The organism is Streptomyces sp. NPDC030183, assembly GCF_055573455.1.
The window spans coordinates 8,526-31,486 of record NZ_JBVIBK010000035.1 but is presented as its reverse complement, the minus strand read 5'-3'; the positions used below and the strand labels follow the sequence as shown (position 1 = coordinate 31,486).

The window sequence follows — 22,961 nt, the reverse complement described above, 5'->3', positions numbered from 1 at the left end:
GGAGTTTTGCGCTTATTGCTCGCATGTCAACGTCTTGTTAACGCTTGTGGGGCCGCCCTAACGTCGTCGCACCGCCGGTGCCCTGGTGGGAGTTCAAGGGCGAACGTTAGGTATCCACATGTTGACCATCCTCGGCTTCGCCATGATCGCGACCTTCCTGGTCCTGATCATGATGAAGAAGATGTCGCCGATCGCGGCGCTCGTGCTGATCCCCGCTCTCTTCTGCGTCTTCGTAGGGAAGGGCGCCAAGCTCGGCGACTACGTCATCGAGGGGGTGGGCAACCTCGCGCCCACCGCCGCGATGCTCATGTTCGCCATCGTCTACTTCGGCCTCATGATCGACGTCGGTCTCTTCGACCCGATCGTCCGGGGCATCCTGAAGTTCTGCAAGGCCGACCCGCTGCGCATCGTCCTCGGCACGGCCCTGCTCGCCGCGATCGTCTCGCTCGACGGCGACGGCTCGACCACCTTCATGATCACCGTCTCGGCGATGTACCCGCTGTACAAGCGCCTGAAGATGAGCCTGGTCGTGATGACCGGTGTCGCCGCCACCGCCAACGGCGTGATGAACACGCTGCCCTGGGGCGGCCCGACCGCCCGCGCCGCCACCGCGCTCAAGCTCGACGCGGGCGACATCTTCGTCCCGATGATCCCGGCGCTCGCCGTCGGCCTGCTCTTCGTGTTCGTGCTCTCGTACTTCCTCGGTCTGCGTGAGCGCAAGCGCCTCGGTGTGCTGAGCCTCGACGAGGTCCTGGAGCAGGACAAGATCGTCAAGGACGAGGAGCAGGAGCAGTCCGAGGAGACCGTGCTCGTCGGCGCGGGCGCCTCCGCCTCCGCCGCCGGCTCCGGTGACGACAACGGCCGTACGACGAAGACCACCGGCGGCGCCGGCTCCGGCACGGACGCCGACCCCGAGGACGACGACTCCGACGACGTCCGCCTCCAGGGCCTGGACCCCGACCGTCCGACGCTGCGCCCCAAGCTGTACTGGTTCAACGCGCTGCTCACGGTCACGCTGCTCACCGCCATGATCATGGAGTGGCTGCCGATCCCGGTGCTCTTCATCCTCGGCGCCGCGCTTGCCCTGACGGTCAACTTCCCCCACATCCCCGACCAGAAGGCCCGGCTCGCCGCCCACGCCGACAACGTCCTCAACGTCTCGGGCATGGTCTTCGCCGCCGCCGTCTTCACCGGCGTCCTCCAGGGCACCGGCATGGTCGACTCCATGGCCAAGTGGATCGTCGACGGCATCCCCGAGGGCATGGGCCCGCACATGGCCCTCGTCACCGGCTTCCTGAGCCTGCCGCTCACGTACTTCATGTCCAACGACGGCTTCTACTTCGGCGTCCTGCCGGTCCTCGCCGAGGCCGGTGCCGCGCACGGTGTCTCGCCCCTGGAGATCGCCCGCGCCTCCCTCGTCGGCCAGCCGCTGCACATGTCCAGCCCGCTCGTCCCCGCCGTCTACGTCCTCGTCGGCATGGCGAAGGTCGAGTTCGGCGACCACACCAGGTTCGTGGTGAAGTGGGCGGCGGTCACCTCGCTGGTCATCCTGGGCGCCGGAATCCTGATGGGCATCATCTGAGTCACGGGCGTCAACCGAACCAGGGAGAAGCGTCATCATGAGGCCCGGCAGGAATCGCGGCTGGCTGCTCCGTCTCGTCATCGCCTTCAGCTTCGCGCAGGGGGCGGTGTCGATGGCGCGGCCCGCCGTCTCCTACCGGGCCCTCGCGCTGGGCGCCGACGAGCGGGCGATCGGTGTGATCGCGGGGGTCTACGCCCTGCTCCCGCTGTTCGCCGCCGTACCGCTCGGCCGGCGGACCGACCAGGGGCGGTGCGCGCCCCTGCTGCCCGTCGGCGTGGTGCTCATCACCGGCGGCTGTGTCCTGAGCGGTCTGGCGAACTCCCTGGTGACGATGGCCGTATGGAGCGGGGTGATGGGCCTCGGCCATCTCTCCTTCGTCATCGGCGCCCAGTCGCTGGTCGCCCGGCAGTCCGCGCCGGACGAACACGACCGCAACTTCGGCCACTTCACCATCGGCGCCTCGCTCGGCCAGCTGATCGGCCCGATCGCCGCGGGCGCCCTGATCGGTGGCCCGGACATGGCGCGGACCAGTGCCCTGGCCCTGGTGGTCGCGGGGGCCGGCGCCGCGGTCGCGCTCACCTCGCTGTGGCGCATTGAGCGCCCGGTCGACCCCAAGTCCCGTACGGAGCAGGGCGAGCGGGTGCCCGTGCACCGCATCCTGCGGACCCGAGGTGTGCCGGGGGGCATCCTCATCAGCCTCGCGGTGCTGTCGGCGACCGACATCCTCACCGCCTACCTCCCGGTCGTCGGTGAGGACCGGGGCATCGCGCCGTCCGTCATCGGCCTGCTGCTGAGTCTGCGGGCCGCCGCCACCATCGCCTGCCGTCTGGTGATGACGCCCATGCTGCGGTGGCTCGGCAGGAGCGCGCTGCTCACGGTGACCTGTGGGCTCGGGGCCGTGCTGTGCGCGGGGATCGCGGTGCCGGTGCCGGTGTGGGCGCTGGCCCTGGTGCTCGCCGCGCTCGGCTTCTGCCTGGGCGTCGGCCAGCCGCTGTCCATGACGACGGTCGTGCACGCCGCCCCGGACGACGCCCGCTCCACCGCCCTCGCGCTGCGGCTCACGGGCAACCGGCTCGGACAGGTCGCGGCGCCCGCCGCCGCGGGTCTGATCGCCGGGGTCGCGGGCGTGGCCGCGCCGTTCGTGCTGCTCGGCGTGCTGCTGCTGGTGTCGTCGGGGATCGCCCTGCGCTCCCCGGCCGGTCCGGAGCGGGGGAGCGGCGGGGAGGACACCTCGGCGGGGAGCGGCGGCAGGGACGGTTCCGCCGGGGGGCGCGGCGGCAGGGACGGTTCCGCCGGGGGGAGCGGCGGCAGGGACGGTTCCGCCGGGGGCGCGGCTCCCGGGGCCAGGGCGGTCTTGGGCCGGAAGAGGGATATCTGACGGGGCGTGAGGCGCGGCTCCCGCCTCCTCCCCCGTGATGTGACAGAGAGTCAGGTGAAAGCGTGATTTGTATGACAATCACCTGACTCGGAGGTCTTGCATGTCCACCTCGTCCCGCCCCCGCCGCGCCGGAGCACGCGCGAGTGCCGCCGTCCTCGCGACGCTCACCGCCACGGGAGCCACCATGATCTCGGCACCGGCCGCCGTCGCGGCGCCGGGCGACCCCGACGTCAAGATCCACAGGGTGGGCTTCCCGTTCAGCAACCAGCGCCACCAGCCGAACGTCTGCGACTTCTATCTGGCCGCGTTCAACTTCCGCCGGGGGCAGAGCATCGCCTGGACGATCGACAAGCTGCCGCCCGCCGCGGTCCCCAACCCCATCGCCGAGGGCGCCATCGCGCTCGGGGACGACGGCAGCGGCTACACCCCGCCGGTGACGCCCGAGGGGGCCGTGCGGTTCCAGGAGGGCGACTACCGGCTGACCTGGCGGATCGTCGGCGAGGCGGCCGCACCCAAGTTCAAGGACTTCAACGTGAACTGCCCCGTCGCCCCCAACGGGGGCCCGCCCGCCGGCGGTGGCGGTCTCGCCATGACCAAGGACTTCTCCCCGGTCGCCGGGGCGGCCACCGTGGGCCTCGCCGCCGTGGGCGGGGTCGCCTATCTGCGGCTGCGCCGTCGTCGCGCCGATGGCGCCGCGTAGACGCGCCCCGAGGCCCTGGTTCCGGACGCGCGCCTACCGCCTCACACGGACGATCGTGCTGACGGTCGTGCTGGTGGTGAGCGTCGCGAACTGGGCGAAGGACGAGGAGCGGGCCGGCCCCCACGGGCCCGGCCTCGCCGGGGCCCAGCGGGGGGCGCGCGATGCGGGGGCATCGCGCGCCCCGGCGCCCCGGTACTCCCCGTCCCCGCGCTCCACGCCGTCGCCCGCACCGTCGCCCCCGGCGCGCCCGACGGCGACGACCGCGCCCCGCACCTCCCCGGACGCGCCCACCGTGCCCGGGTCTCCCGCGGGTGCGGCCTCGGGGGCGGCCTCCACGTCGGCCCGTCGCCCCGGAGCGGCACCGCCCGGCGGCGACGCACCGGGCTCGCCGGCGGGCGGGGGGACGCCCACGGGCGCCGGTGCCGGTGCGAGCGCGACCGCTGCCACGGGGCGCCCGGGGTCCGCAGGGTCCGCGGCGCCGGGAGGGTCCGCCCCCGCCGATGCCGTCGGCCAGTCCGCCCGCCCGACCGCCGGGCGGCCGGCGCGACCGCCCGGGTCCGCCGGGTCCCGTACGCTCCCGGACTCGCCGGCGAAGACCCTCGTCATCCCCTACCTCGGTATCAAGGCCCCGGTCATGGCGCTGCGCCTCGACCGCGAGGGGCGGCTGCCCGCGCCACCGGACGACCGGCCGAAGCTGGTCGGCTGGTACGCGGCGGGCCCGGCGCCCGGGGGCCCCGGCACGGCGGTCGTGGTCGGCCACCGCGACACCCGTACGGGACCCGCCGTGTTCGCGGCGCTGGAGATGGTCGAACGGGGCCGCCTCGTCGAGGTCCGGCGCGCGGACGGCCGTACCGCCGTCTACACGGTGGACGCCGTGAAGACGTACGAAAAGGCCCGCTTCCCCAACGAGCTGGTCTACGGCACCCGGAACCGCCCCGAGCTGCGCCTGATCACCTGCGGCGGGGTGTACGACCGGAGGAAGGGCTACGCGAGCAACGTCGTCGTCTTCGCCCACCTCACCGGGGTCCGGGGACCCGAGCGGAAGGGGTGACCCGGAGCGCGGGGGAGCGGTGGTCGGCTCCTCGGCGGCTCCGGGGGCGTACGGGCGCACGCGCGGTCCGGCCCCGGCGCGGCCGACGCCCCGGAGCCGGTGGTTCCGTTACAGGTGTGGGCATGACCTCGAACCACGCCCGTACCCGGCACCCCGCTCCCGGCCGGCGCCTCACCCGCGCCCGTGTCGCCCTCGGAGCGGCCGCCTGTCTGATCGCCGTCGGGGCCCCCACGGCGTACGCCACCCTCGCCGGCGACGCCACCCTCGCCGGCGACGCCGCGACCGCTCCCGTCGTCGCGCCGGGACGCGGAGCGCCGTACATCGAGACGCGGCTGTTCTTCGGCACGGAGCGGCCCGATGGCGGGCCGGCCGTCACCGACGAGGAGTTCATGGACTTCGTCGACCGGGAGGTCACACCCGGCTTCCCCGGAGGGCTCACCGTGCAGCGGGGGCGCGGACAGTGGCGGGACGCGAGCGGGGCCATCGAGACCGAGCGCTCGTACGAGCTGACGCTGCTGTACCCGGTGTCGGCGGCCGGAGCGAGCGACCGGAAGATCGAGGAGATCCGCCGCGACTACCGGACGGCCTTCGGCCAGGAGGCGGTGGCCAGGGTGGACGACCGCACCCGGGTCGACTTCTGACACGGCCCCTCCGGACGGGGCGGTCGTCACAGCCCTCCGCTCTGGTGCCGGAAAACTATCAGAGCTAGTTTTTGGTGCGGACCACTCGGCGGCACGGCGGAAGGCACCATGATGAAGGCACACGACGGCATGTACATCGGCGGCGACTGGCGGCCCGCCACCGCCACCGGCACGATCGACGTGGTGAACCCGGTCGACGAACAGGTGATCGGCCGGGTCCCGGCCGGCACCGCCGAGGACGTCGACGCCGCCGTCCGCGCCGCCCGTGCCGCCCTGCCGGGCTGGGCCGCCACACCGCCCGCCGAGCGCGGCGCGGTGATCGGCGCGCTGCGGGACGCGCTCGCCGCGCGCCGGGAGGAGATCGCCGGGACGGTGACGGCGGAGCTGGGCTCGCCGCTGCCGTTCTCCCAGAAGGTGCACGCCGACCTGCCGATCGCGGTCGCGGGCTCGTACGCCGAACTGGCCGCGACGTACGCCTTCGAGGAGAAGGTCGGCAACTCCGCCGTGTTCCACGAACCCATCGGTGTCGTCGGCGCGATCACCCCCTGGAACTACCCGCTGCACCAGATCGTCGCCAAAGTCGCCCCGGCGCTCGCGGCGGGCTGCACGGTCGTCCTGAAGCCCGCCGAGGACACCCCGCTCGTCGCCCAGTTGTTCGCGGAGGCCGTGCACGAGGCTGGAGTGCCCGCCGGGGTGTTCAACCTGGTCACCGGCCTCGGCGCGGTCGCCGGGCAGGCCCTCGCCGCGCACGACGGCGTCGACATGGTGTCCTTCACCGGCTCGACGGCCGTCGGCCGCGTCATCGGCGCGACCGCCGGTGGGGCGATCAAGCGGGTGGCCCTGGAACTCGGCGGCAAGTCCGCCAACGTCATCCTCCCGAGCGCCGACCTCGCCAAGGCGGTCGCCGTCGGCGTCGCCAACGTCATGTCCAACTCGGGCCAGACGTGCAGCGCCTGGACCCGGATGCTCGTGCACACCTCCCAGTACGAGCAGGCGGTCGAGCTGGCCGCGACCGCCGCCGCGAAGTACGGCGAGCGCCTCGGCCCCCTGGTCAACGCCAAGCAGCGGGACCGGGTGCGCGGCTACATCGAGAAGGGCCTCGCCGAGGGCGCCCGGCTGGTCGCCGGCGGCCCCGAAGCCCCGCGCGGGCAGGGCTACTTCGTGAGCCCCACCGTCCTGGCCGACGTGACCCCCGGGATGACCGTCGCCCAGGAGGAGATCTTCGGCCCCGTGCTGTCCGTCCTGCGCTACGAGGACGAGGAGGACGCCCTGCGCATCGCCAACGGCACGGTGTACGGGCTCGCCGGTGCCGTCTGGGCCGGCGACGAGGCCGAGGCGGTCGCCTTCGCCCGTCGCATGGACACCGGTCAGGTCGACATCAACGGCGGCCGCTTCAACCCGCTGGCGCCCTTCGGCGGTTACAAGCAGTCGGGCGTGGGCCGTGAACTGGGCGCCCACGGGCTGGCCGAGTACCTCCACACCAAGTCGCTCCAGTTCTAGACAGCGGCAGTCCACGGCCGGCGCTGGGTCGGACGAGCCGGCCGCTCCCGACTGACCGTTTCCAGGCAAGATGTGCCGTTGCCGTTGCCGTCACTGTTGCCCTTTCCCCTGCCGTCGTCGACCGTCGCCCGTCGCCCGTCCCCCTAGGAGAGTCGTTCCGTCATGACCGTTCGAGCCGCCGTACTGCCCGCCGTCGGGGCGCCGTTGGAGATCGCCGAGATCGAGCTGCCGGAGCCGGGGCCCGGCCAGGTCCGGGTGCGGCTCGCCGCCGCCGGGGTCTGCCACTCCGACCTGTCGCTGTCCGACGGGACGATGCGGGTGCCGGTGCCCGCCGTGCTGGGGCACGAGGGCGCGGGGACGGTGCTGGCCGTCGGTGAGGGTGTCACCCATGTCTCGCCCGGGGCCGGTGTCGTCCTCAACTGGGCACCATCCTGCGGGAGTTGCCACGCCTGCTCGCTCGGCGAGGTGTGGCTGTGCGCGAACGCGCTGGCCGGCGTGGGGAACGTGTACGCCCGGCGCGCCTCGGACGGCACGGACCTCCACCCCGGCCTGAACGTGGCCGCGTTCGCGGAGGAGACGGTGGTGGCCGCCGGGTGTGTCCTCCCCGCCCCGGACGGTGTTCCGCTCACCGACGCGGCACTTCTCGGCTGTGCCGTGCTGACCGGGTACGGGGCGGTCCACCACTCGGCGCGCGTGCGGGAGGGCGAGACCGTCGCGGTGTTCGGCGTCGGCGGGGTGGGGCTCGCGGCGCTCCAGGCGGCCCGGATCGCTGGCGCGTCGCGGATCGTGGCGGTGGACGTCTCCCCGGCGAAGCAGGAGCTGGCGCGGGCGGCCGGGGCCACTGAGTTCGTCCTCGCCTCCGAGGACACCGCGCGTGAGATCCGGGCGCTGACCGGGAAGCAGGGGGTGGACGTCGCCGTGGAGTGCGTGGGTCGGGCGGTGACCATCCGTACGGCCTGGGAGTCCACGCGGCGGGGCGGGCGTACGACGGTCGTCGGGATCGGCGGCAAGGACCAGCAGGTCACGTTCAACGCGCTGGAGATCTTCCACTGGGGGCGCACGCTGTCCGGCTGCGTCTACGGCAACTCCGACCCGGCGCGGGACCTGCCGGTCCTGGCCGACCACGTCCGGGCCGGCCGTCTGGACCTCGGCGCACTGGTCACGGACCGCATCTCACTGGACGACATCCCGGCGGCCTTCACCAACATGCGCGCGGGCAAGGGGGGCCGCGCGGTGGTGACGTTCTGACCTGCGTACGCACGGTGCGGGTGGGTGGGTGCTGATGAACCCACCCGTGCACAACCGTTGACCGGCATACCGTCCGGTCAGTACGTTCCCCGGAACGTCCCCGCACCCATCGGAGCGTGCACGCATGGACACCGCCCCTTCTCCCCGTCCCCAGCAGCCCGACCCCCGCCACCGCCGCAAGGTCGCCACGGCCGCGGCCCTCGCCTCGGCGGTCGAGTGGTACGACTACTTCGTGTTCGGCATCGCCGCGGCCCTCGTCCTCGGCGACCTCTACTTCCCCGCCGGCAGCTCCTCCGCGGGAGTCCTCGCCGCGTTCGCCACCTTCGCCGTCGGCTTCCTCGCCCGCCCCCTCGGCGGGATAGTCGCCGGTCACCTCGGCGACAAGCGCGGCCGCAAGCCGATGCTGGTCCTGGCCCTCACCCTGATGGGCCTCGCCACCACCGGCATCGGTCTCCTCCCCACGTACGAGACGATCGGGATCGCCGCTCCGGTCCTGCTCGTCCTCCTCCGTGTCGCCCAGGGCGTCGCCGTCGGCGCCCAGTGGGGCGGCGCGATGCTGCTCGCCACCGAGTACGCCCCCGAGGGCAAACGCGGCGTCTACGGCAGCTTCGTCCAGCTCGGCGTGCCGATCGGCGTGGTGAGCGCCAACACCGTGTTCCTCGTCGTGGGCGCGGCCACCAGCGAGACCGCGTTCGCCGCGTGGGGCTGGCGGATCCCCTTCCTGATCGGCCTGTTCGTCCTCGGCCTGGCCTGGTACATCCACCGCCGGGTCGAGGAGACCCCGGAGTTCCGGGCGGCGGAACGGGCGCTGGCGGAGAAGGAGAAGAGCGAGAAGGGCTCGCCGCTGCGGACGATCCTCCGCGGCCACCTCGGCACCGTCTTCCTCGCCGGCGGCTCCTTCGCCGTGAACACCGCGACGTTCTACATCCTCATCACCGGCGTCCTCGACTACACCACCCGCGAGCTCGACATGAAGCGCGGCGCCGTCCTCGCCGTCTCGCTCTGCGTCAGCCTCACCCAGCTCGTCCTGATCCCCGCCGCCGCGGCCCTCTCCGACCGGGTCGGCCGGATCCGGATCTACGCGTTCGGCGCGGCCGGCATCGCCCTGTGGGCCGTGCCCCTGTTCCTGCTCATCGACACCGGGTCCCTGGTGTGGCTGGCCGTCGGCACGTTCGTCGCCAGCTGCTTCCTCAGCATCATGTACGGGCCCCAGGCCGCCCTGTTCGCCGAGCTGTTCACACCCGAGATGCGCTACACGGGCGCCTCGCTCGGCTACCAGATCGCGGCGGTGTTCGGCGGCGGGCTCGCCCCGTTCCTGATGGTGCTGCTCCTGGAGGCCACGGGTACGTCCATGGCCGTGTCCGCCTACATCATCGTGCTCTCGGTGGTGGCGCTCGGCTCGATCAGGATCCTCGCCCGCAGGGCGACCACGCGCACCGAACCGGCCCCCCGGGCGGAGCCGGCGGAACACGTCGGTCAGCCGCCCCGCACGAAGTCACGTCCCTAGGCCCTGTCGTCAAATTCCCACCTACCCCGCGACGCCATGCACGCGCTCTCGACGCACCGGGCCCCGACCCGAGTACGTCCAGTACACGGGTCAGGGCCCGGCACGCCGAGAGCACGCACCTGACGCCGCGGGGCCGCCCTTGGGGCGACGGCGGGAAATTGACGACGGGGCCTAGGAGGTCCGCCCGCGTTCGGGCCGTGGCTCCGGAACCGTGTCCGGGGCCACGGCCACCGCCACACCCGCCACCTCGGCCGCGGCGGTCACCTCGGTGGTGTCCGCCGCGTCCCGCGCCCCCGCCCTCCTCCGGGACCGTGACACCGCCACACCCGCCAGGCACAGCGCGCCCCCGGCCAGGGTGAGCAGGCCCGGCACCTCGCCCAGCGCCAGCCACGACATCAGGACGACGAGCGCGGGCACGGCGTACGTGGTCGCGCCCATCCGGCTCGCGGTCGTCCGGGCCAGGGCGTACGCCCAGGTCGTGAAGGCCAGCGCGGTCGGGAAGACGCCCAGGTAGACCATGTTGAGCGTCGCGGAGACCGGCGCGTCGGCCGCCTCCCGCACCAGCTGCCCGGCGAACGGCAGGCACAGCACCGCGCCGACGAGACAGCCGAAGGTGGTCACCTGGAGGGCGCTCGCCGAGCCCAGCGCCGGCTTCTGCGCGACCACACCGCCCGCGTACGCCACCGCCGCGAGCACACACAGCACGACTCCCAGCACCGAGGCCCCGTCCTTGCCGGACATCGACAGACCCACCGCGACGGCACCGGCGAACGACACCGCCATGCCCGCGAGCAGCCGGGGCGGCATCGGATCGCCCAGCAGGCGGGCGCCGAGCAGGGCGATCAGGAGGGGGCCGATGTTGACGACCAGCGCGGCCGTCCCCGCGTCGACCTGCTGCTCACCCCAGTTCAGGGCGACCATGTAGAACCCGAACCAGAGCGCCCCGGACACGGCGATCCCCCGCCACGCGTCCCTCGGCGGCCACCCCTCCCGCCGGACCGCCCAGATCGCCCCGAGCGCCACCGCCCCGGCCGCCAGCCGGCCCAGGGCCAGCGCCCCCGGCGAGTACGCCTGTCCGGCGCTGCGGATGGACACGAAGGCCGACGCCCACAGCACGACGGTCACGAGGGCGGCCCCACCGGCGAGCAGCTCGGCGCGACGGGCGGGACGGACCCGGGAGTTCTCAGCCATGCGCCCGAGGCTAGGCGGACCGCAGCCCAGAGGCTCGCGATTTTCGGACACCGAGATCGGAGGACCGAACGACGGCTGAAGGGGAGCGCAGACGCCGGGGGAAGCCTGCTCGGGCCCCGCCGGCTTCCGGTCGCCCAGGGCCTGTCTGACCATTCGGGTCGTCGCCCGTCGCACGGCAGACGCGAATTGTCAGACAGCCCCTAGGACCCCTGCCGCACCACCCGCTCGTACTGCGCCGCCAAACCCTCCAGCAGCGCGTTCAGGCCCGCCTCGAACGCCCGCTCGTCCACCTTCTCCTGCTGCTCGGCCAGCAGGTGCGCCTGACCGAGGTGCGGATAGTCCGCCGGGTCGTACGCGCTCTCGTCGTCCACGAAACCGCCGGCGAACGACCCGAGCGCGGACCCCATGATGAAGTACCGCATCAGCGCCCCGATGGACGTGGCCTGTGCCGCGGGCCACCCCGCGTCGACCATGGCGCCGAAGACGGCGTCCGCGACCCGCAGCCCCGCCGGCCGCCGGCCGGGGCCCCGGGCGAGGACGGGCACGATGTTCGGGTGGTCGCGCAGGGCGCTCCGGTAGGAGAGCGCCCAGTCGTGCAGAGCGGTACGCCAGTCGCGCCCGTCCTCGAACATCGACAGATCGACCTGCGCGCTCACCGAGTCGGCGACCGCCTCCAGGATCTGGTCCTTGGTGCGGAAGTGGTTGTAGAGCGACGGGCCGCTCACCCCGAGTTCGGCGGCGAGCCGCCGGGTGGAGAGCGCCGCCAGCCCCTCCGCGTCGACCAGGTGCCGTGCCGTCTCCACGATGCGGTCGGTGCTCAGCAGGGGCTTGCGCGGTCGGGCCATGGCGCACATAGTAGGGGTGCGCCATTAAACTAGCAGTGATAATTAAAGGAGGGGTGAGCCGCCGTGAACCTGGAGCTCAGCGAGGAGCAGACCGCCGTCCGGCGACTCGCCCGGGACTTCGTGGAGCGCGAGATCGCCCCGCACGTCGTGGAGTGGGACCGCGCCGAGAGCGTCGACCGTTCGATCGTGAAGAAGCTCGGCGAAGTCGGCTTCCTGGGGCTCACCGTCGACGAGGAGTACGGCGGCTGTGGCGGCGACCACCTCGCGTACTGCCTGGTCACCGAGGAACTCGGCCGCGGTGACTCCTCCGTGCGCGGCATCGTCTCCGTCTCCCTCGGCCTGGTCGCCAAGACGATCGCGGCCTGGGGGAGCGAGGAGCAGAAGAGGCACTGGCTGCCCGGGCTGACGGCGGGGGAGTACGTCGGCTGCTTCGGCCTCACCGAGCCCGGTACCGGCTCCGACGCCGGCAACCTCGCCACCCGCGCGGTCCGCGACGGCCACGACTACGTCCTCGACGGCACCAAGATGTTCATCACCAACGGCACCTGGGCCGATGTCGTCCTCCTCTTCGCCCGCTCCACCGACGCCCCCGGCCACCAGGGCGTCACCGCCTTCCTCGTGCCCGCCGACACCCCCGGCCTGACCCGCCGCACCGTCCATGGCAAGCTCGGTCTGCGCGGCCAGGCCACCGCCGAACTGGTCCTGGAGGGCGTCCGCGTCCCCGCCTCCGCGATGCTCGGCCCCGAGGGCAAGGGCTTCACCGTCGCCATGTCGGCGCTCGCCAAGGGACGCATGTCGGTTGCCGCGGGCTGCGTCGGCATCGCCCAGGCCGCCCTGGACGCGGCGGTCCGCTACGCCGGCGAGCGCGAGCAGTTCGGCCGGCCGATCGCCCACCACCAGCTCGTCCAGGAACTCCTCAGCGACATCGCCGTCGACGTGGACGCCGCCCGGCTGCTGACCTGGCGCGTCGCCGACCTCGTCGACCGGGGGCTGCCCTTCGCCACCGAGGCGAGCAAGGCCAAGCTGTTCGCCTCCGAGGCCGCCGTCCGCGCCGCGAACAACGCCGTCCAGGTCTTCGGCGGCTACGGCTACATCGACGAGTACCCGGTCGGCAAACTCCTGCGCGACGCCCGCGTGATGACCCTGTACGAGGGCACCAGCCAGATCCAGAAGCTCCTCATCGGGCGGGCGCTGACCGGGGTGTCGGCGTTCTGAGCGCCGGGGCGCCGGGGCGCCGGGGGCGGCGAAGTGCCGGGGTGCCGGGGCGCCGGGGGCGGCCACGTGCTGGGAGCGGCGTGGGTTCTGAGTACCGGGTGCGGTCCCCGGCTGAGTATCCGGACGGATGTGGCGCGCCCCACATCCGTCGACCCTGGTCCCCATGAGTGAGACACCGGTCAAGCAGCAGAACACGGCCGCCTTCTACGGGCAGGCCGTCGCGTCGTTCGCCGTCGCCATGGCGGCCACCGGCATCGGCATCTTCAACCTGGACGCCGACGTCTGGGTGCGCGCCTTCCTGGCCGTCGCGGTCCTGTACCTCGTGACCTCGGCGTTCACCCTGTCCAAGGTGATCCGCGACCGGCAGGAGGCCGGGCGGATCGTCAGCCGGGTGGACCAGGCGCGGCTGGAGAAGCTTCTCGCCGAGCACGACCCCTTCGAGAAGCTCTGACCGCCCGCCCGCCACGGGCCCGGCTCCCGCGGCCCGTCCGCCGCCGTACCGCCACGCACCCGGTGCGCCCGCTCCGCGCACCCCGCTGAGCGGGCACTCTAAGCGCTCGCTCACCCTCGGCGGTATGGTGGTGCCCAGCCACGGAAAGGGGCGAAGGAAACGATGAGTACGGCGGAGGAGACGGCCGGCGGCGAGCCGCAGCCGTGGGGCGAGGTCAGCCCGGACGCGGCCCGGCGGCTGCTGGTGGCCGCCGTGGAGGCCTTCGCCGAGCGCGGCTACCACGCCACGACGACCCGTGACATCGCGGGCCGGGCCGGTATGAGCCCGGCCGCGCTCTACATCCACTACAAGACGAAGGAAGAGCTGCTCCACCGGATCAGCCGCATCGGCCACGAGAAGGCCCTCGACGTGCTGCGCACCGCCGCCGAGTCCGAGGGCACCCCGGCCGACCGCCTCGCCGAGGCCGTCCGCTCCTTCGTCCGCTGGCACGCCGGCCAGCACACCGTCGCCCGGGTCGTCCAGTACGAACTCGACGCGCTGGGCCCCGACGCCCGCGCCGAGATCGTCGCCCTGCGCCGCCAGAACGACGCCGCGGTCCGCGGCATCATCGAGGACGGCGTCGCCGCCGGCGACTTCGACGTACCCGACGTCAAGGGCACCACCGTGGCCGTCCTCTCGCTCTGCATCGACGTGGCCCGCTGGTTCAACGTCAACGGCCCGCGCACGCCCGACGAGGTGGGCGCTCTCTACGCCGACCTCGTCCTGCGCATGGTGGGCGCCACGAAGCAGGAGCACGGCCCCCTCTAGGTCGACGCCGGGCTCCTTCGGCATGGTTCGGGCAGGTCTTCGAAACATTCGAAGACCTGCCCATTTCTTTTGATCTTCGTTTTCCGGGCAGCGAAGCGTGAACTTTCTCCAGCCCGCCGATCAAGGCTTCTGTGCAGGTAATACGGCATCCCGGCTCTCCCACGGTTGCGCGAATGTTTCGGGATCATTGCCGAAACTATTGACAGTTGACAGGGGCAGTTCAACACTCCCTCGAAGACAGGGCCCCACGAGAGGGAGGAAGCACGCCAGATGAACGACGCACCCGCACCCGTGCCCGGCAACCCCAGCCGCAGGCTGTTCCTCGGCGGCGTCGGCGCCACCGCGCTGGCCGCCGCGACCACGCTCACTCTGCCCGGCACCGCCCACGCCGACACGGTCGTCACCAGCAACCAGACCGGTATCAACAGCGGCTTCTACTTTTCGTTCTGGACCGACTCCCCCGGCAGTGTCTCCATGACCCTGGCCAACGGCGGCGCCTACCGGACCTCCTGGCGCAACACCGGCAACTTCGTCTGCGGCAAGGGCTGGAGCAACGGCTCCCGCCGGACGGTGACCTACTCGGGCAGCTTCAACCCGTCGGGCAACGCCTACCTGTGTCTCTACGGCTGGACGTCCAACCCGCTCGTCGAGTACTACATCGTCGACAACTGGGGCACCTACCGGCCCACCGGCCAATTCCGGGGGACGGTCAACAGCGACGGCGGCACGTACGACATCTACCGCACCACGCGGTACAACGCGCCGTCCGTGGAGGGCAACCGCACCTTCGACCAGTACTGGAGCGTCCGTCAGTCGAGGCGGACCGGCGGCAGCATCACCACCGGCAACCACTTCGACGCCTGGGGCCGCGCCGGTATGCCCCTGGGCAGCTTCCGCTACTACATGATCATGGCGACCGAGGGCTACCGGAGCAGCGGCAGCTCCAGCATCACGGTCGGCGGATGACGATGACCGTCCCGCTCCCGGCACGTCGGTCCCTACGTTCCCTGGTCGCGCTCCCGGCCGCCGTCGCGATGGCCGCCACGGGCGTCCTCACCGCCGGCACCGCCGACGCGGCCGCACCCGCGCGGGCGGCCGCCTGCAACGGGTACGTGGGGCTCACCTTCGACGACGGTCCGACCGGCAACACCCCGGCCCTGCTCAACGCGCTGCGGCAGAACGGGCTGCGGGCCACGATGTTCAACACGGGCCAGAACGCGGCGGCCAACCCGGCCCAGGTCCGCGCCCAGGTCGCCGCCGGGATGTGGGTGGCCAACCACAGCTACACCCATCCGTATCTGACCCGGCTCTCCCAGGCGCAGATCGACTCGGAGCTCGCGCGCACCCAGCAGGCCGTCGCGAACGCGGGCGGCGGCACTCCGCAGTTGTTCCGGCCGCCGTACGGCGACACCAACGCGACGGTGAAGGCCGTCGCGGCCAGGCGCGGTCTGACCGAGATCCTGTGGAACGTCGACTCGCGGGACTGGAACAACGCCAGCGCGGACGCGATCGTGCAGTCGGTCGGCCGGCTCACCAACGGGCAGGTCATCCTCATGCACGACGGGCCCGCGAACACCCGGGCGGCGATCCCGCGCATCGCGCAGACGCTGGCCGCCCGGGGCCTGTGCGCCGGGCGGATCTCGCCGCAGACCGGACGCGCCGTGGCTCCCTGAGTCCGGTGGCCGGTGGCGTACCCGTGGCGCGGCGAGCCCGGTGGCGTACCCGTGGCGCGGCGGTCACCTCCGCCGCGCCACACCACCGGCTCCGCCGCGCCGCGTCACCCGCTCAGAAGTAGTAGCGCGACACGGACTCCGCCACGCACACCGGCTTGTCCCCGCCCTCGCGCTCCACGACCACCGCTGCGGTCACCTGCACACCGCCGCCGACCTCCGTGACGTCCTGGAGGGTCGCCGTGGCCCGCAGCCGGGAGCCCACGGGGACGGGTGCCGGGAACCGCACCTTGTTGGTGCCGTAGTTGACGCCCATCCTCACGTTGTCGACCGTGAGCACCTGGGGCACGAACAGCGGGAGCAGGGACAGGGTCAGATAGCCGTGGGCGATGGTCGTCCCGAAGGGCCCCGCGGCCGCCTTCTCCGGGTCGACGTGGATCCACTGGTGGTCGCCGGTGGCCTCCGCGAACAGATCGATCCGCTTCTGGTCGACCTCCAGCCAGTCGCTGTACCCCAGTTGCTCGCCCACCGCCGCCTTCAGCTCCTCGGCGGACGTGAAGATCCTCGGCTCTGCCATGTCCCGGCCTCCCGCATCCCGGATGCGACCGCATCCGCGTCAACCCTGTTCCATCAAGCCTAAGCAACTGCTTAGCATGGTCGGGCGGGCGACTCCTGTCAACGGACGGCGGCACCGCCCGGGATGGGTAGGCTCGGAGGGGTGCCCCAGATTCCAGAGAAGATCCATGAGTTGACCGTCGGCCAGCTGTCCGCCCGTAGCGGTGCCGCCGTCTCGGCCCTGCACTTCTACGAGTCCAAGGGGCTGATCAGCAGCCGCCGCACCGCGGGGAACCAGCGCCGCTACACCCGTGACACCCTGCGCCGCGTCGCCTTCGTGCGCGCCGCGCAGCGGGTCGGCATCCCGCTCGCCACGATCCGTGAGGCGCTCGCCGAACTGCCGGAGGAGCGCACGCCCACCCGGGAGGACTGGGCGCAGCTGTCCGAGGCGTGGCGCTCCGAGCTGGACGAGCGGATCAAGCAGCTCAACCGGCTCCGCGACCACCTCACCGACTGCATCGGCTGCGGCTGCCTGTCCCTGGCCACCTGTGTGCTGTCCAACCCCGACGACGTCTTCGGCGAACGGCAGACCGGCTCCCGCCTCATGACCGAGCCCCGCACCCCACCGCCGACCGAACAGGACACCGGCGGAGCAGCCGACTAGGGCCCACGGGCCCCACGGGTCCCCCGAAGGTCCCCGGGGGCTCCGGGTCTCCGGGGCTCCGGGCCTCCGGGCCCCGGGCCCCGGGCCCCCGGGCCACCGGGCTTCCGGCCCTCGGCCCCCGAGCCTCCGGGCCCCGGGCCCCCGGCCCCCGGCCCCCGGGCCCCCGGGCCGGCCCCCGGAGGCCCGGGGCCTCTCACTCGTACTCGGTGCCGCCCTTGCGGGTCAGGTACGCCGGGCTGACCGCCTTCGCGATGGCCCGCCCGCCGGTCACCGGGCTGTACCGCTCGACGGCCGGCCGGATCACCACGCCCTCACGCAGATGCAGTTCGCGTCCGGAGACGGTCTCCCGGCCCGTGGCGACCTCCAGTACCCGGTCGACGGCGTACGGGCCCTCGTACAGCCGTGGCGCGAGGGGCAGTTCGCCGTCGAGCAGGTCGGTCACCTCGGCCGTGTCCAGCCAGCGGACCCGGCCGTCGATCTCCGCGGAGACGTCGAAGACGGCGTAGCCGAGGCTCTCGCGGCGGCCGTCGGCGCCGTACGTCAGGTCCTGCACCCCGGCGCCGTACACCTCGCCGAAGACCCCGATCCGGCGTGCGCCGAGCCGCCGGGCGAGCCGGGCGGCTGCCTCGGGGACCCCGTGGCCGTGCACGGCACGCCAGTAGAGGTTGCGCGGATCCTCCTTCAGCGCCAGGGACTTGGAGCCGAAGCCCTTCGAGGAGACGTGGACGCGCCCCTCCTCGGCGAGATACGTCACCAGGCAGGCCGAGCCGTGCAGCTTCTCCGTGAGGACCACCGGTTCGCCGGGCGTGAAGATGTCCGGGTAGCGCTGGATGTTCTCGATGTCGACCCAGGGCAGCAGATCCGGTGCCGACTCGACCTCCCCGCTCATCGTGGGCGGGATCGGCGGCACCCACTTCACGATGCCGAGCCGCTCCGCGAAGTCGGTGCCCTCCGCCACCGCCGCCGTCAGATCCACGTCGGCCAGCGCCTTCGGCCGGCACACGATGCCCTGCGACAGCTCGCCCCGCAGCCGTACCGCCTTGACCCGGTCGGACTTGGAGCCGGCCAGCCGTCCGGTGAGCCCCAGCTCCTCGATGAGCCCGGTCGGGAGCACGGACTGCTCCGGGATGTAGACGGCGGTGTCACCGGTGCGGTAGACGCCCTTGGCCACGACGGCTCGGTACAGGCCCACCTGGGCCAGCTCCAGGGCGTCGGCGTTGGGGTGTTCATGGATCGTCAGCACTTCGGCGGTGACGCGCAGCGTCGACATCGGGCACTCCTCGGGCGCTCAGCTCGGTTTCATCGCCCCCAACTGTCCTTACGGGAAAGGGGTGGAGCGACGTGATTTGCGGCTGGTAAGGTCGCGCGCCCCCGGAGCCCCGGGCCCGGTACGAAGAGGAACCTCGATGAGCGTCGGCATATGTTCGCTGAAGTGGGAGAGCGCGCGTTCGGGGGCGCAGCGGATCAGCTACGACCCGGACGGGTACCACCTGGTGCGCTTCCCCTACGGCGTGTCGGAGGAGTCGTACGACCCGTGGGACATGCACGACCCGGCGCACGGCGGTGACACCCGGTCCGAGTTCCCCGATCCGCGTTCGGGGCTGATCTGGCCCAGTCACGACGGTTGGGGCGTGCTCTCCGCGATGGTGTTCTGGGAGGCGGACCGGCAGACACTGGAGTACCGGGCCCGCTTCGTGCGCGACCCGCTGAACATGACCGAACGGAAGTACGACTCCACGGCCACCACGGACAGCGCGCTCACCCGGGGCGGGCAGTTCCGCACGTACCTGTGGCAGATGTTCGTGCGCAAGGGCACACCGATCGGCCTGAAGGTGTCGGCGCGTGGGCTGGGGGACACCAGGCGCGCCACGCCGCTCATCCTCGCCGAGTTCAAGCTCGCCATCCACACGGACGTCGAGGAGCCCTGACCGACGGCGCCGGGTCCGAGGGACCCGAGACCCCGGCGCGAGCGCCGGAGACGGTGGTCGTCACGCCGTACCTGCACGGGGGTGCGGCATCCCCGGCGCACCCCCGCCGTGCTACGCCGACACCAGCATCCGCGCGCGCCTGGTCTCGGCCAGGGCCTCGGGTGTCAGTACCGGTCGTGGCACCACGATTCCGCACTCCGTGCAGACCGGGCCCGCGGACGGTTCATGGGCCAGGTCGTACTTCCAGACGAGGCGCTCGCCGTCGCACACCGGGCAGGTCGAGCCCGGTTCGCGCTCCAGCGCGGCGATGAGCCGGCGCAGCACCTCCGCTAGGGGTTCGTCGGGGTGGACCTTCGGGTCGTCGCACCAGGCGACGCCGAAGCCGCCCCAGGTCAGCCGGTGCCAGTCGTCGACACTGCCCGGCCTGCGCAGCCCGTCGTGCTTCTCCTTCTTGCGGCGCTGCGCGAACTGCACTTCGTAGTCGAGCCAGACGGAGCGGGCCTCCTCCAACTCGTCCAGTGCGGCCACGAGCCGCGCTGGATCGGGGTTGCGGTCCTCGGGACCGAACCCGGCCCGGGAGCACAAGTGGTCCCAGGTCGCCCGATGCCCATAAGGGGCGAACCTCTCCAGGCACTTGCGCAGCGAATAACGCCGCAGTGCCAGATCACACCGCGGATCGCGCACCTGTCTTGCCAGACTCCGGAAACCGGCCATCGCCCTGCACCTCCGTCACACCTGCACCTGTACTTCGGTCACTTCGGCGTCGTCCTCGGAACGTCGCGCGACGTCGCCGAATAGACGTATCGACACGCGATTCGGCTCCATCCGATTTCCGATGACCCCCATAAGCCGTCTACTGAGCCGTTCATGGACCGTTCCTGCCTATGTCTGACTACTGCCGACCTCTTCTTTGTGCTTACGACGCCTTCTGAGTACCTGTTCACGCTGTCCGTCACCTGTCCGGGTGGTCTGCGGCCCAAAAAACATGACGCATGTTCACTTTCGAAGCGGGGGATACCGGCGGTAACATCCGGCCCCACCCCCCTTCGGGAGGAGCTGCCATGCCCTGGCACACCCCACGCAACTCGCGCAACGCACCGGACAGAGTGAGAACTCCCCGCAGAATCCCGGAGTTCCTCAAGGCCGCCTCCGTATGCGCACTCGTTGCCGGTCTTTTGTCCCCTCTTTCCCCGGCTGCCCAGGCGGCGGCTTCCGACACCAAAGCCACCGCGGCCACTGGCACCAAAGCCGCGGCCGCCGCGAACGACCACTGCGGCGGCCAGTGCTCGGACATCCTGCCGCCGGGCCAGAACGGCAACGCCACCCTCGCGCAGATCCTGCTCAACCAGGCGTTCGGCAGCATGCCGGAGAACGCGGGCAACCAGCTCGGGCCCTACAACAACCTCGCCAAGGGCTACACCGGGCTCACCAACACCACGATCAACACCTTCTTCAACGACGCCTCCTTCGGCGTCGCCGCCGACCAGGTCGCCTCCACCCTGAAGCCCGCCGGGCGCACCGACGTCACCATCGTCCGCGACAAGAAGACGGGTGTGCCGCACATCACGGGCACCACCCGCTACGGCACCGAGTTCGGCGCCGGTTACGCCGCCGCCCAGGACCGGCTGTGGCTGATGGACGTCTTCCGGCACGTCGGCCGCGGCAAGCTCACCCCGTTCGCCGGCGGCGCCCCCTCCAACCAGGGCCTCGAACAGGAGTTCTGGCGGCACGCGCCCTACACCGAGGCCGATCTGCAGGCCCAGATCGACAAGGCCGTCGCCACCAACGGCGACCGCGGCCGTCAGGCCCTCGCCGACGTCAACGCCTACCTCGACGGCATCAACGCCTACATCGACGCCTCCGACAGCGGCCGCTACTTCCCCGGCGAGTATGTCCTGACCGGCCACAAGGACTCCATCACCAACGCCGGCACCATCGAGAAGTTCAAGGCCACCGACCTGGTCGCCCTGGCCTCCGTCATCGGCGCCCTCTTCGGCTCGGGCGGCGGCGGCGAGGTCAACAACGCCCTCTCCCTGCTCGCCGCCCAGGAGAAGTACGGCGTCACCGAGGGCACCAAGGTCTGGGAGTCCTTCCGCGAGCGCAACGACCCCGAGGCGGCCCTGACGGTCCACGACGGCAGCTTCCCGTACGCCACCAAGCCCGCCGACCCGCAGGGCATGGCCCTGCCCGACAACGGCGCCGTCACCGAGGAACCCCTGGTGTACGACCGCACCGGAAGCGCGGCCGGCACCACCTCCAAGGGCGTGTCGTCCAAGGCCACCGACAGCGCCCTCAGCTCCGCCCGGCGCGGGATGTCCAACGCGCTCGTCGTCGGCGGCAAGCACACCGCGAGCGGCCACCCCATCGCCGTCTTCGGCCCCCAGACCGGCTACTTCGCCCCGCAGCTGCTGATGCTCCAGGAGATCCAGGGCCCCGGCCTCAGCGCCCGCGGCGCCTCCTTCGCCGGCCTCAGCATGTACGTCGAACTCGGCCGCGGCCAGGACTACGCCTGGAGCGCCACCACCTCCGGCCAGGACATCATCGACGCGTACGCCGTCGAGCTGTGCCAGGACGACGTCCACTACCTGTACCACGGCACCTGCACGCCGATGGAGAAGGTCGAGCAGACCAACGCCTGGAAGCCCACCACCGCCGACTCCACCCCGGCCGGCTCGTACCGCATGCAGGTCTGGCGCACCAAGTACGGCCCCGTCACCCACCGCGCCACGGTCGACGGCAAGAAGGTCGCCTACACCACCCTGCGCTCCTCGTACATGAACGAGGCCGAGTCGATCGTCGGCTTCCAGATGCTGAACGACCCCGACTACGTCAAGGGCCCCGAGTCCTTCCAGAAGGCCGTCCAGAACATCAACTACACCTTCAACTGGTTCTACGCCGACTCCCAGCACACCGCGTACTACAACAGCGGCGACAACCCGGTGCGCGCCGCGGGCGTCGACGCCGAGTTCCCGGCCTGGGCCCGCGCCCCCTACGAGTGGCGGAACTGGAACCCGGCCACCAACGTCGCCGACTACACCCCGCCCTCCGAGCACCCCAACTCCATCGACCAGGACTACTACATCTCCTGGAACAACAAGCAGGCCAAGGACTACCCCTCCGCCCCCTGGGGCAACGGCTCGGTCCACCGCGGCAACATCCTCGACGACCGGGTGAAGCGGCTCGTCGCGGCCGGCGGGGTCACCCGCGCCTCCCTGACCAAGGCCATGGCCGAGGCGGCCCTCGTCGACCTGCGCGCCGAGGACGTCCTCCCCGACCTGCTGAAGGTCGTCAACAGCAGCCCCGTCACCGACTCCGCCGCCGCGGCGGCCGTCACCAAGCTCCAGAACTGGGTCGCCTCCGGCTCGAAGCGCACGGAGACCTCCGCCGGCTCGAAGACCTACGCCGACGCCGACGCGATCCGCATCCTGGACGCCTGGTGGCCGCTGCTGGTGAAGGCCGAGTTCGCACCCGGCCTCGGCACGAAGCTGTACGACGCGATGACCGCCAACCTCCCCGTCGACGAGGCCCCGTCGGCCGCGCACGGCCCGACCGGCTCGCACGCGGGCAGCTCCTTCCAGTACGGCTGGTGGAGCTACGTCGACAAGGACATGCGTGCGGTGCTCGGTGAGCCCGTGCAGGGCCCGCTCGGCCGGAAGTACTGCGGCGACGGCTCCCTCAGCGCCTGCCGCACCGTCCTGATCAACACCCTCAAGGAGGCGGCCGGCAAGACCGCCGCCCAGGTCTACCCCGGTGACGAGTCCTGCTCGGCGGGCGACCAGTGGTGCGCCGACGCGATCATCCACCGGACCCTGGGAGGCATCAAGCACGGCAAGATCAGCTGGCAGAACCGGCCGACCTTCCAGCAGGTCGTGGAGTTCACCTCGCACCGGTGACGAACGGCGGCGGGTGACTCCCGTGCGGCGGGGGGGGGGGGGGAGAGGACCCCCCCCCCTCCCCCCCCCCCCCCCCCCCCCCCCCCCTCCCCTGTTCTCTCTCTTTTTTTTTCGCTTCCCCCCCCCCCCCCCCCC

Annotated in this window: 22 protein-coding genes; 16 read left to right on the top strand and 6 right to left on the bottom strand. The window is 72.0% G+C overall.

Annotation, left to right across the window (positions count from 1 at the left end; genetic code table 11):
- Nucleotides 1-118: 118 nt before the first annotated feature.
- The 3 genes from ACZ4Z2_RS32695 (at nt 119) to ACZ4Z2_RS32685 (ending at nt 3,660) form a co-directional block, all read left to right on the top strand.
- A complete protein-coding gene (locus ACZ4Z2_RS32695) occupies nt 119-1,582 on the top strand; it encodes a CitMHS family transporter (RefSeq protein WP_468080983.1) in 1,464 nt (487 codons plus the stop codon).
- Between the two features lie 37 nt (nt 1,583-1,619).
- A complete protein-coding gene (locus ACZ4Z2_RS32690) occupies nt 1,620-2,960 on the top strand; it encodes an MFS transporter (RefSeq protein WP_468080982.1) in 1,341 nt (446 codons plus the stop codon).
- 100 nt (nt 2,961-3,060) lie between these two features.
- Nucleotides 3,061-3,660 carry a hypothetical protein gene (locus ACZ4Z2_RS32685; protein ID WP_468080980.1) on the top strand — a complete coding sequence of 200 codons (600 nt, stop codon included), beginning with the start codon at nt 3,061-3,063 and terminating at the stop codon, nt 3,658-3,660.
- A 33-nt stretch (nt 3,661-3,693) separates the two neighbouring features.
- On the opposite strand, the gene ACZ4Z2_RS32680 is transcribed toward ACZ4Z2_RS32685, so the two are convergent.
- Nucleotides 3,694-4,107, bottom strand: a complete 414-nt coding sequence (locus tag ACZ4Z2_RS32680) for a hypothetical protein (RefSeq protein ID WP_468081046.1) — start codon at nt 4,105-4,107, stop codon at nt 3,694-3,696.
- Between the two features lie 157 nt (nt 4,108-4,264).
- On the opposite strand from ACZ4Z2_RS32680, the gene ACZ4Z2_RS32675 reads away from it, so the two are divergent.
- From ACZ4Z2_RS32675 to ACZ4Z2_RS32655, 5 genes are all read left to right on the top strand, one after another.
- Nucleotides 4,265-4,711: a class F sortase gene (locus ACZ4Z2_RS32675; RefSeq protein ID WP_468081044.1), complete on the top strand. Its 447-nt coding sequence runs from the start codon at nt 4,265-4,267 to the stop codon at nt 4,709-4,711.
- A gap of 122 nt (nt 4,712-4,833) precedes the next feature.
- Nucleotides 4,834-5,352: a DUF3574 domain-containing protein gene (locus ACZ4Z2_RS32670; RefSeq protein WP_468080978.1), complete on the top strand. Its 519-nt coding sequence runs from the start codon at nt 4,834-4,836 to the stop codon at nt 5,350-5,352.
- A 111-nt stretch (nt 5,353-5,463) separates the two neighbouring features.
- A complete protein-coding gene (locus tag ACZ4Z2_RS32665) occupies nt 5,464-6,852 on the top strand; it encodes an aldehyde dehydrogenase family protein (protein WP_468081042.1) in 1,389 nt (462 codons plus the stop codon).
- Between the two features lie 162 nt (nt 6,853-7,014).
- Nucleotides 7,015-8,100 carry a Zn-dependent alcohol dehydrogenase gene (locus ACZ4Z2_RS32660; RefSeq protein WP_468080976.1) on the top strand — a complete coding sequence of 362 codons (1,086 nt, stop codon included), beginning with the start codon at nt 7,015-7,017 and terminating at the stop codon, nt 8,098-8,100.
- Between the two features lie 124 nt (nt 8,101-8,224).
- Nucleotides 8,225-9,607 carry an MFS transporter gene (locus ACZ4Z2_RS32655; protein WP_468080974.1) on the top strand — a complete coding sequence of 461 codons (1,383 nt, stop codon included), beginning with the start codon at nt 8,225-8,227 and terminating at the stop codon, nt 9,605-9,607.
- A 171-nt stretch (nt 9,608-9,778) separates the two neighbouring features.
- Here ACZ4Z2_RS32655 and ACZ4Z2_RS32650 read toward each other — a convergent pair whose 3' ends face one another.
- Nucleotides 9,779-10,798 (bottom strand): DMT family transporter, encoded by a 1,020-nt coding sequence (locus ACZ4Z2_RS32650; RefSeq protein ID WP_468080973.1) that lies wholly within the window; start codon nt 10,796-10,798, stop codon nt 9,779-9,781.
- 200 nt (nt 10,799-10,998) lie between these two features.
- Complete coding sequence (locus tag ACZ4Z2_RS32645; RefSeq protein ID WP_468080971.1) at nt 10,999-11,643, bottom strand: TetR/AcrR family transcriptional regulator; 645 nt, start codon at nt 11,641-11,643, stop codon at nt 10,999-11,001.
- 63 nt (nt 11,644-11,706) lie between these two features.
- On the opposite strand from ACZ4Z2_RS32645, the gene ACZ4Z2_RS32640 reads away from it, so the two are divergent.
- The 5 genes from ACZ4Z2_RS32640 (at nt 11,707) to ACZ4Z2_RS32620 (ending at nt 15,789) form a co-directional block, all read left to right on the top strand.
- Nucleotides 11,707-12,858 (top strand): acyl-CoA dehydrogenase family protein, encoded by a 1,152-nt coding sequence (locus tag ACZ4Z2_RS32640; protein WP_468080970.1) that lies wholly within the window; start codon nt 11,707-11,709, stop codon nt 12,856-12,858.
- Nucleotides 12,859-13,021: 163 nt separating this feature from the next.
- Complete coding sequence (locus ACZ4Z2_RS32635) at nt 13,022-13,309, top strand: YiaA/YiaB family inner membrane protein (RefSeq protein WP_468080968.1); 288 nt, start codon at nt 13,022-13,024, stop codon at nt 13,307-13,309.
- A 162-nt stretch (nt 13,310-13,471) separates the two neighbouring features.
- Nucleotides 13,472-14,116, top strand: a complete 645-nt coding sequence (locus tag ACZ4Z2_RS32630; protein WP_468080967.1) for a TetR/AcrR family transcriptional regulator — start codon at nt 13,472-13,474, stop codon at nt 14,114-14,116.
- 270 nt (nt 14,117-14,386) lie between these two features.
- Nucleotides 14,387-15,082 (top strand): glycoside hydrolase family 11 protein, encoded by a 696-nt coding sequence (locus tag ACZ4Z2_RS32625; protein WP_468080965.1) that lies wholly within the window; start codon nt 14,387-14,389, stop codon nt 15,080-15,082.
- A 2-nt stretch (nt 15,083-15,084) separates the two neighbouring features.
- Nucleotides 15,085-15,789, top strand: a complete 705-nt coding sequence (locus ACZ4Z2_RS32620; RefSeq protein ID WP_468081041.1) for a polysaccharide deacetylase family protein — start codon at nt 15,085-15,087, stop codon at nt 15,787-15,789.
- 112 nt (nt 15,790-15,901) lie between these two features.
- On the opposite strand, the gene ACZ4Z2_RS32615 is transcribed toward ACZ4Z2_RS32620, so the two are convergent.
- Nucleotides 15,902-16,363, bottom strand: a complete 462-nt coding sequence (locus ACZ4Z2_RS32615; protein ID WP_468080964.1) for a MaoC family dehydratase — start codon at nt 16,361-16,363, stop codon at nt 15,902-15,904.
- Between the two features lie 141 nt (nt 16,364-16,504).
- On the opposite strand from ACZ4Z2_RS32615, the gene soxR reads away from it, so the two are divergent.
- Nucleotides 16,505-17,005 carry a redox-sensitive transcriptional activator SoxR gene (soxR, locus tag ACZ4Z2_RS32610; protein WP_468080962.1) on the top strand — a complete coding sequence of 167 codons (501 nt, stop codon included), beginning with the start codon at nt 16,505-16,507 and terminating at the stop codon, nt 17,003-17,005.
- Between the two features lie 193 nt (nt 17,006-17,198).
- On the opposite strand, the gene ACZ4Z2_RS32605 is transcribed toward soxR, so the two are convergent.
- On the bottom strand, nt 17,199-18,275 hold the full coding sequence (locus ACZ4Z2_RS32605; protein ID WP_468080961.1) for an RNA ligase (ATP): 1,077 nt from the start codon (nt 18,273-18,275) through the stop codon (nt 17,199-17,201).
- Between the two features lie 136 nt (nt 18,276-18,411).
- Here ACZ4Z2_RS32605 and ACZ4Z2_RS32600 point away from each other — a divergent pair, with 136 nt between their 5' ends.
- A complete protein-coding gene (locus tag ACZ4Z2_RS32600; protein ID WP_468080959.1) occupies nt 18,412-18,933 on the top strand; it encodes a hypothetical protein in 522 nt (173 codons plus the stop codon).
- A 111-nt stretch (nt 18,934-19,044) separates the two neighbouring features.
- Here ACZ4Z2_RS32600 and ACZ4Z2_RS32595 read toward each other — a convergent pair whose 3' ends face one another.
- Nucleotides 19,045-19,647, bottom strand: a complete 603-nt coding sequence (locus tag ACZ4Z2_RS32595; protein WP_468080958.1) for a hypothetical protein — start codon at nt 19,645-19,647, stop codon at nt 19,045-19,047.
- Between the two features lie 347 nt (nt 19,648-19,994).
- On the opposite strand from ACZ4Z2_RS32595, the gene ACZ4Z2_RS32590 reads away from it, so the two are divergent.
- Entirely contained in the window at nt 19,995-22,826 is a 2,832-nt protein-coding gene (locus tag ACZ4Z2_RS32590; protein WP_468080957.1) for a penicillin acylase family protein, read from the top strand.
- The last annotated feature ends 135 nt before the right edge of the window (nt 22,827-22,961 follow it).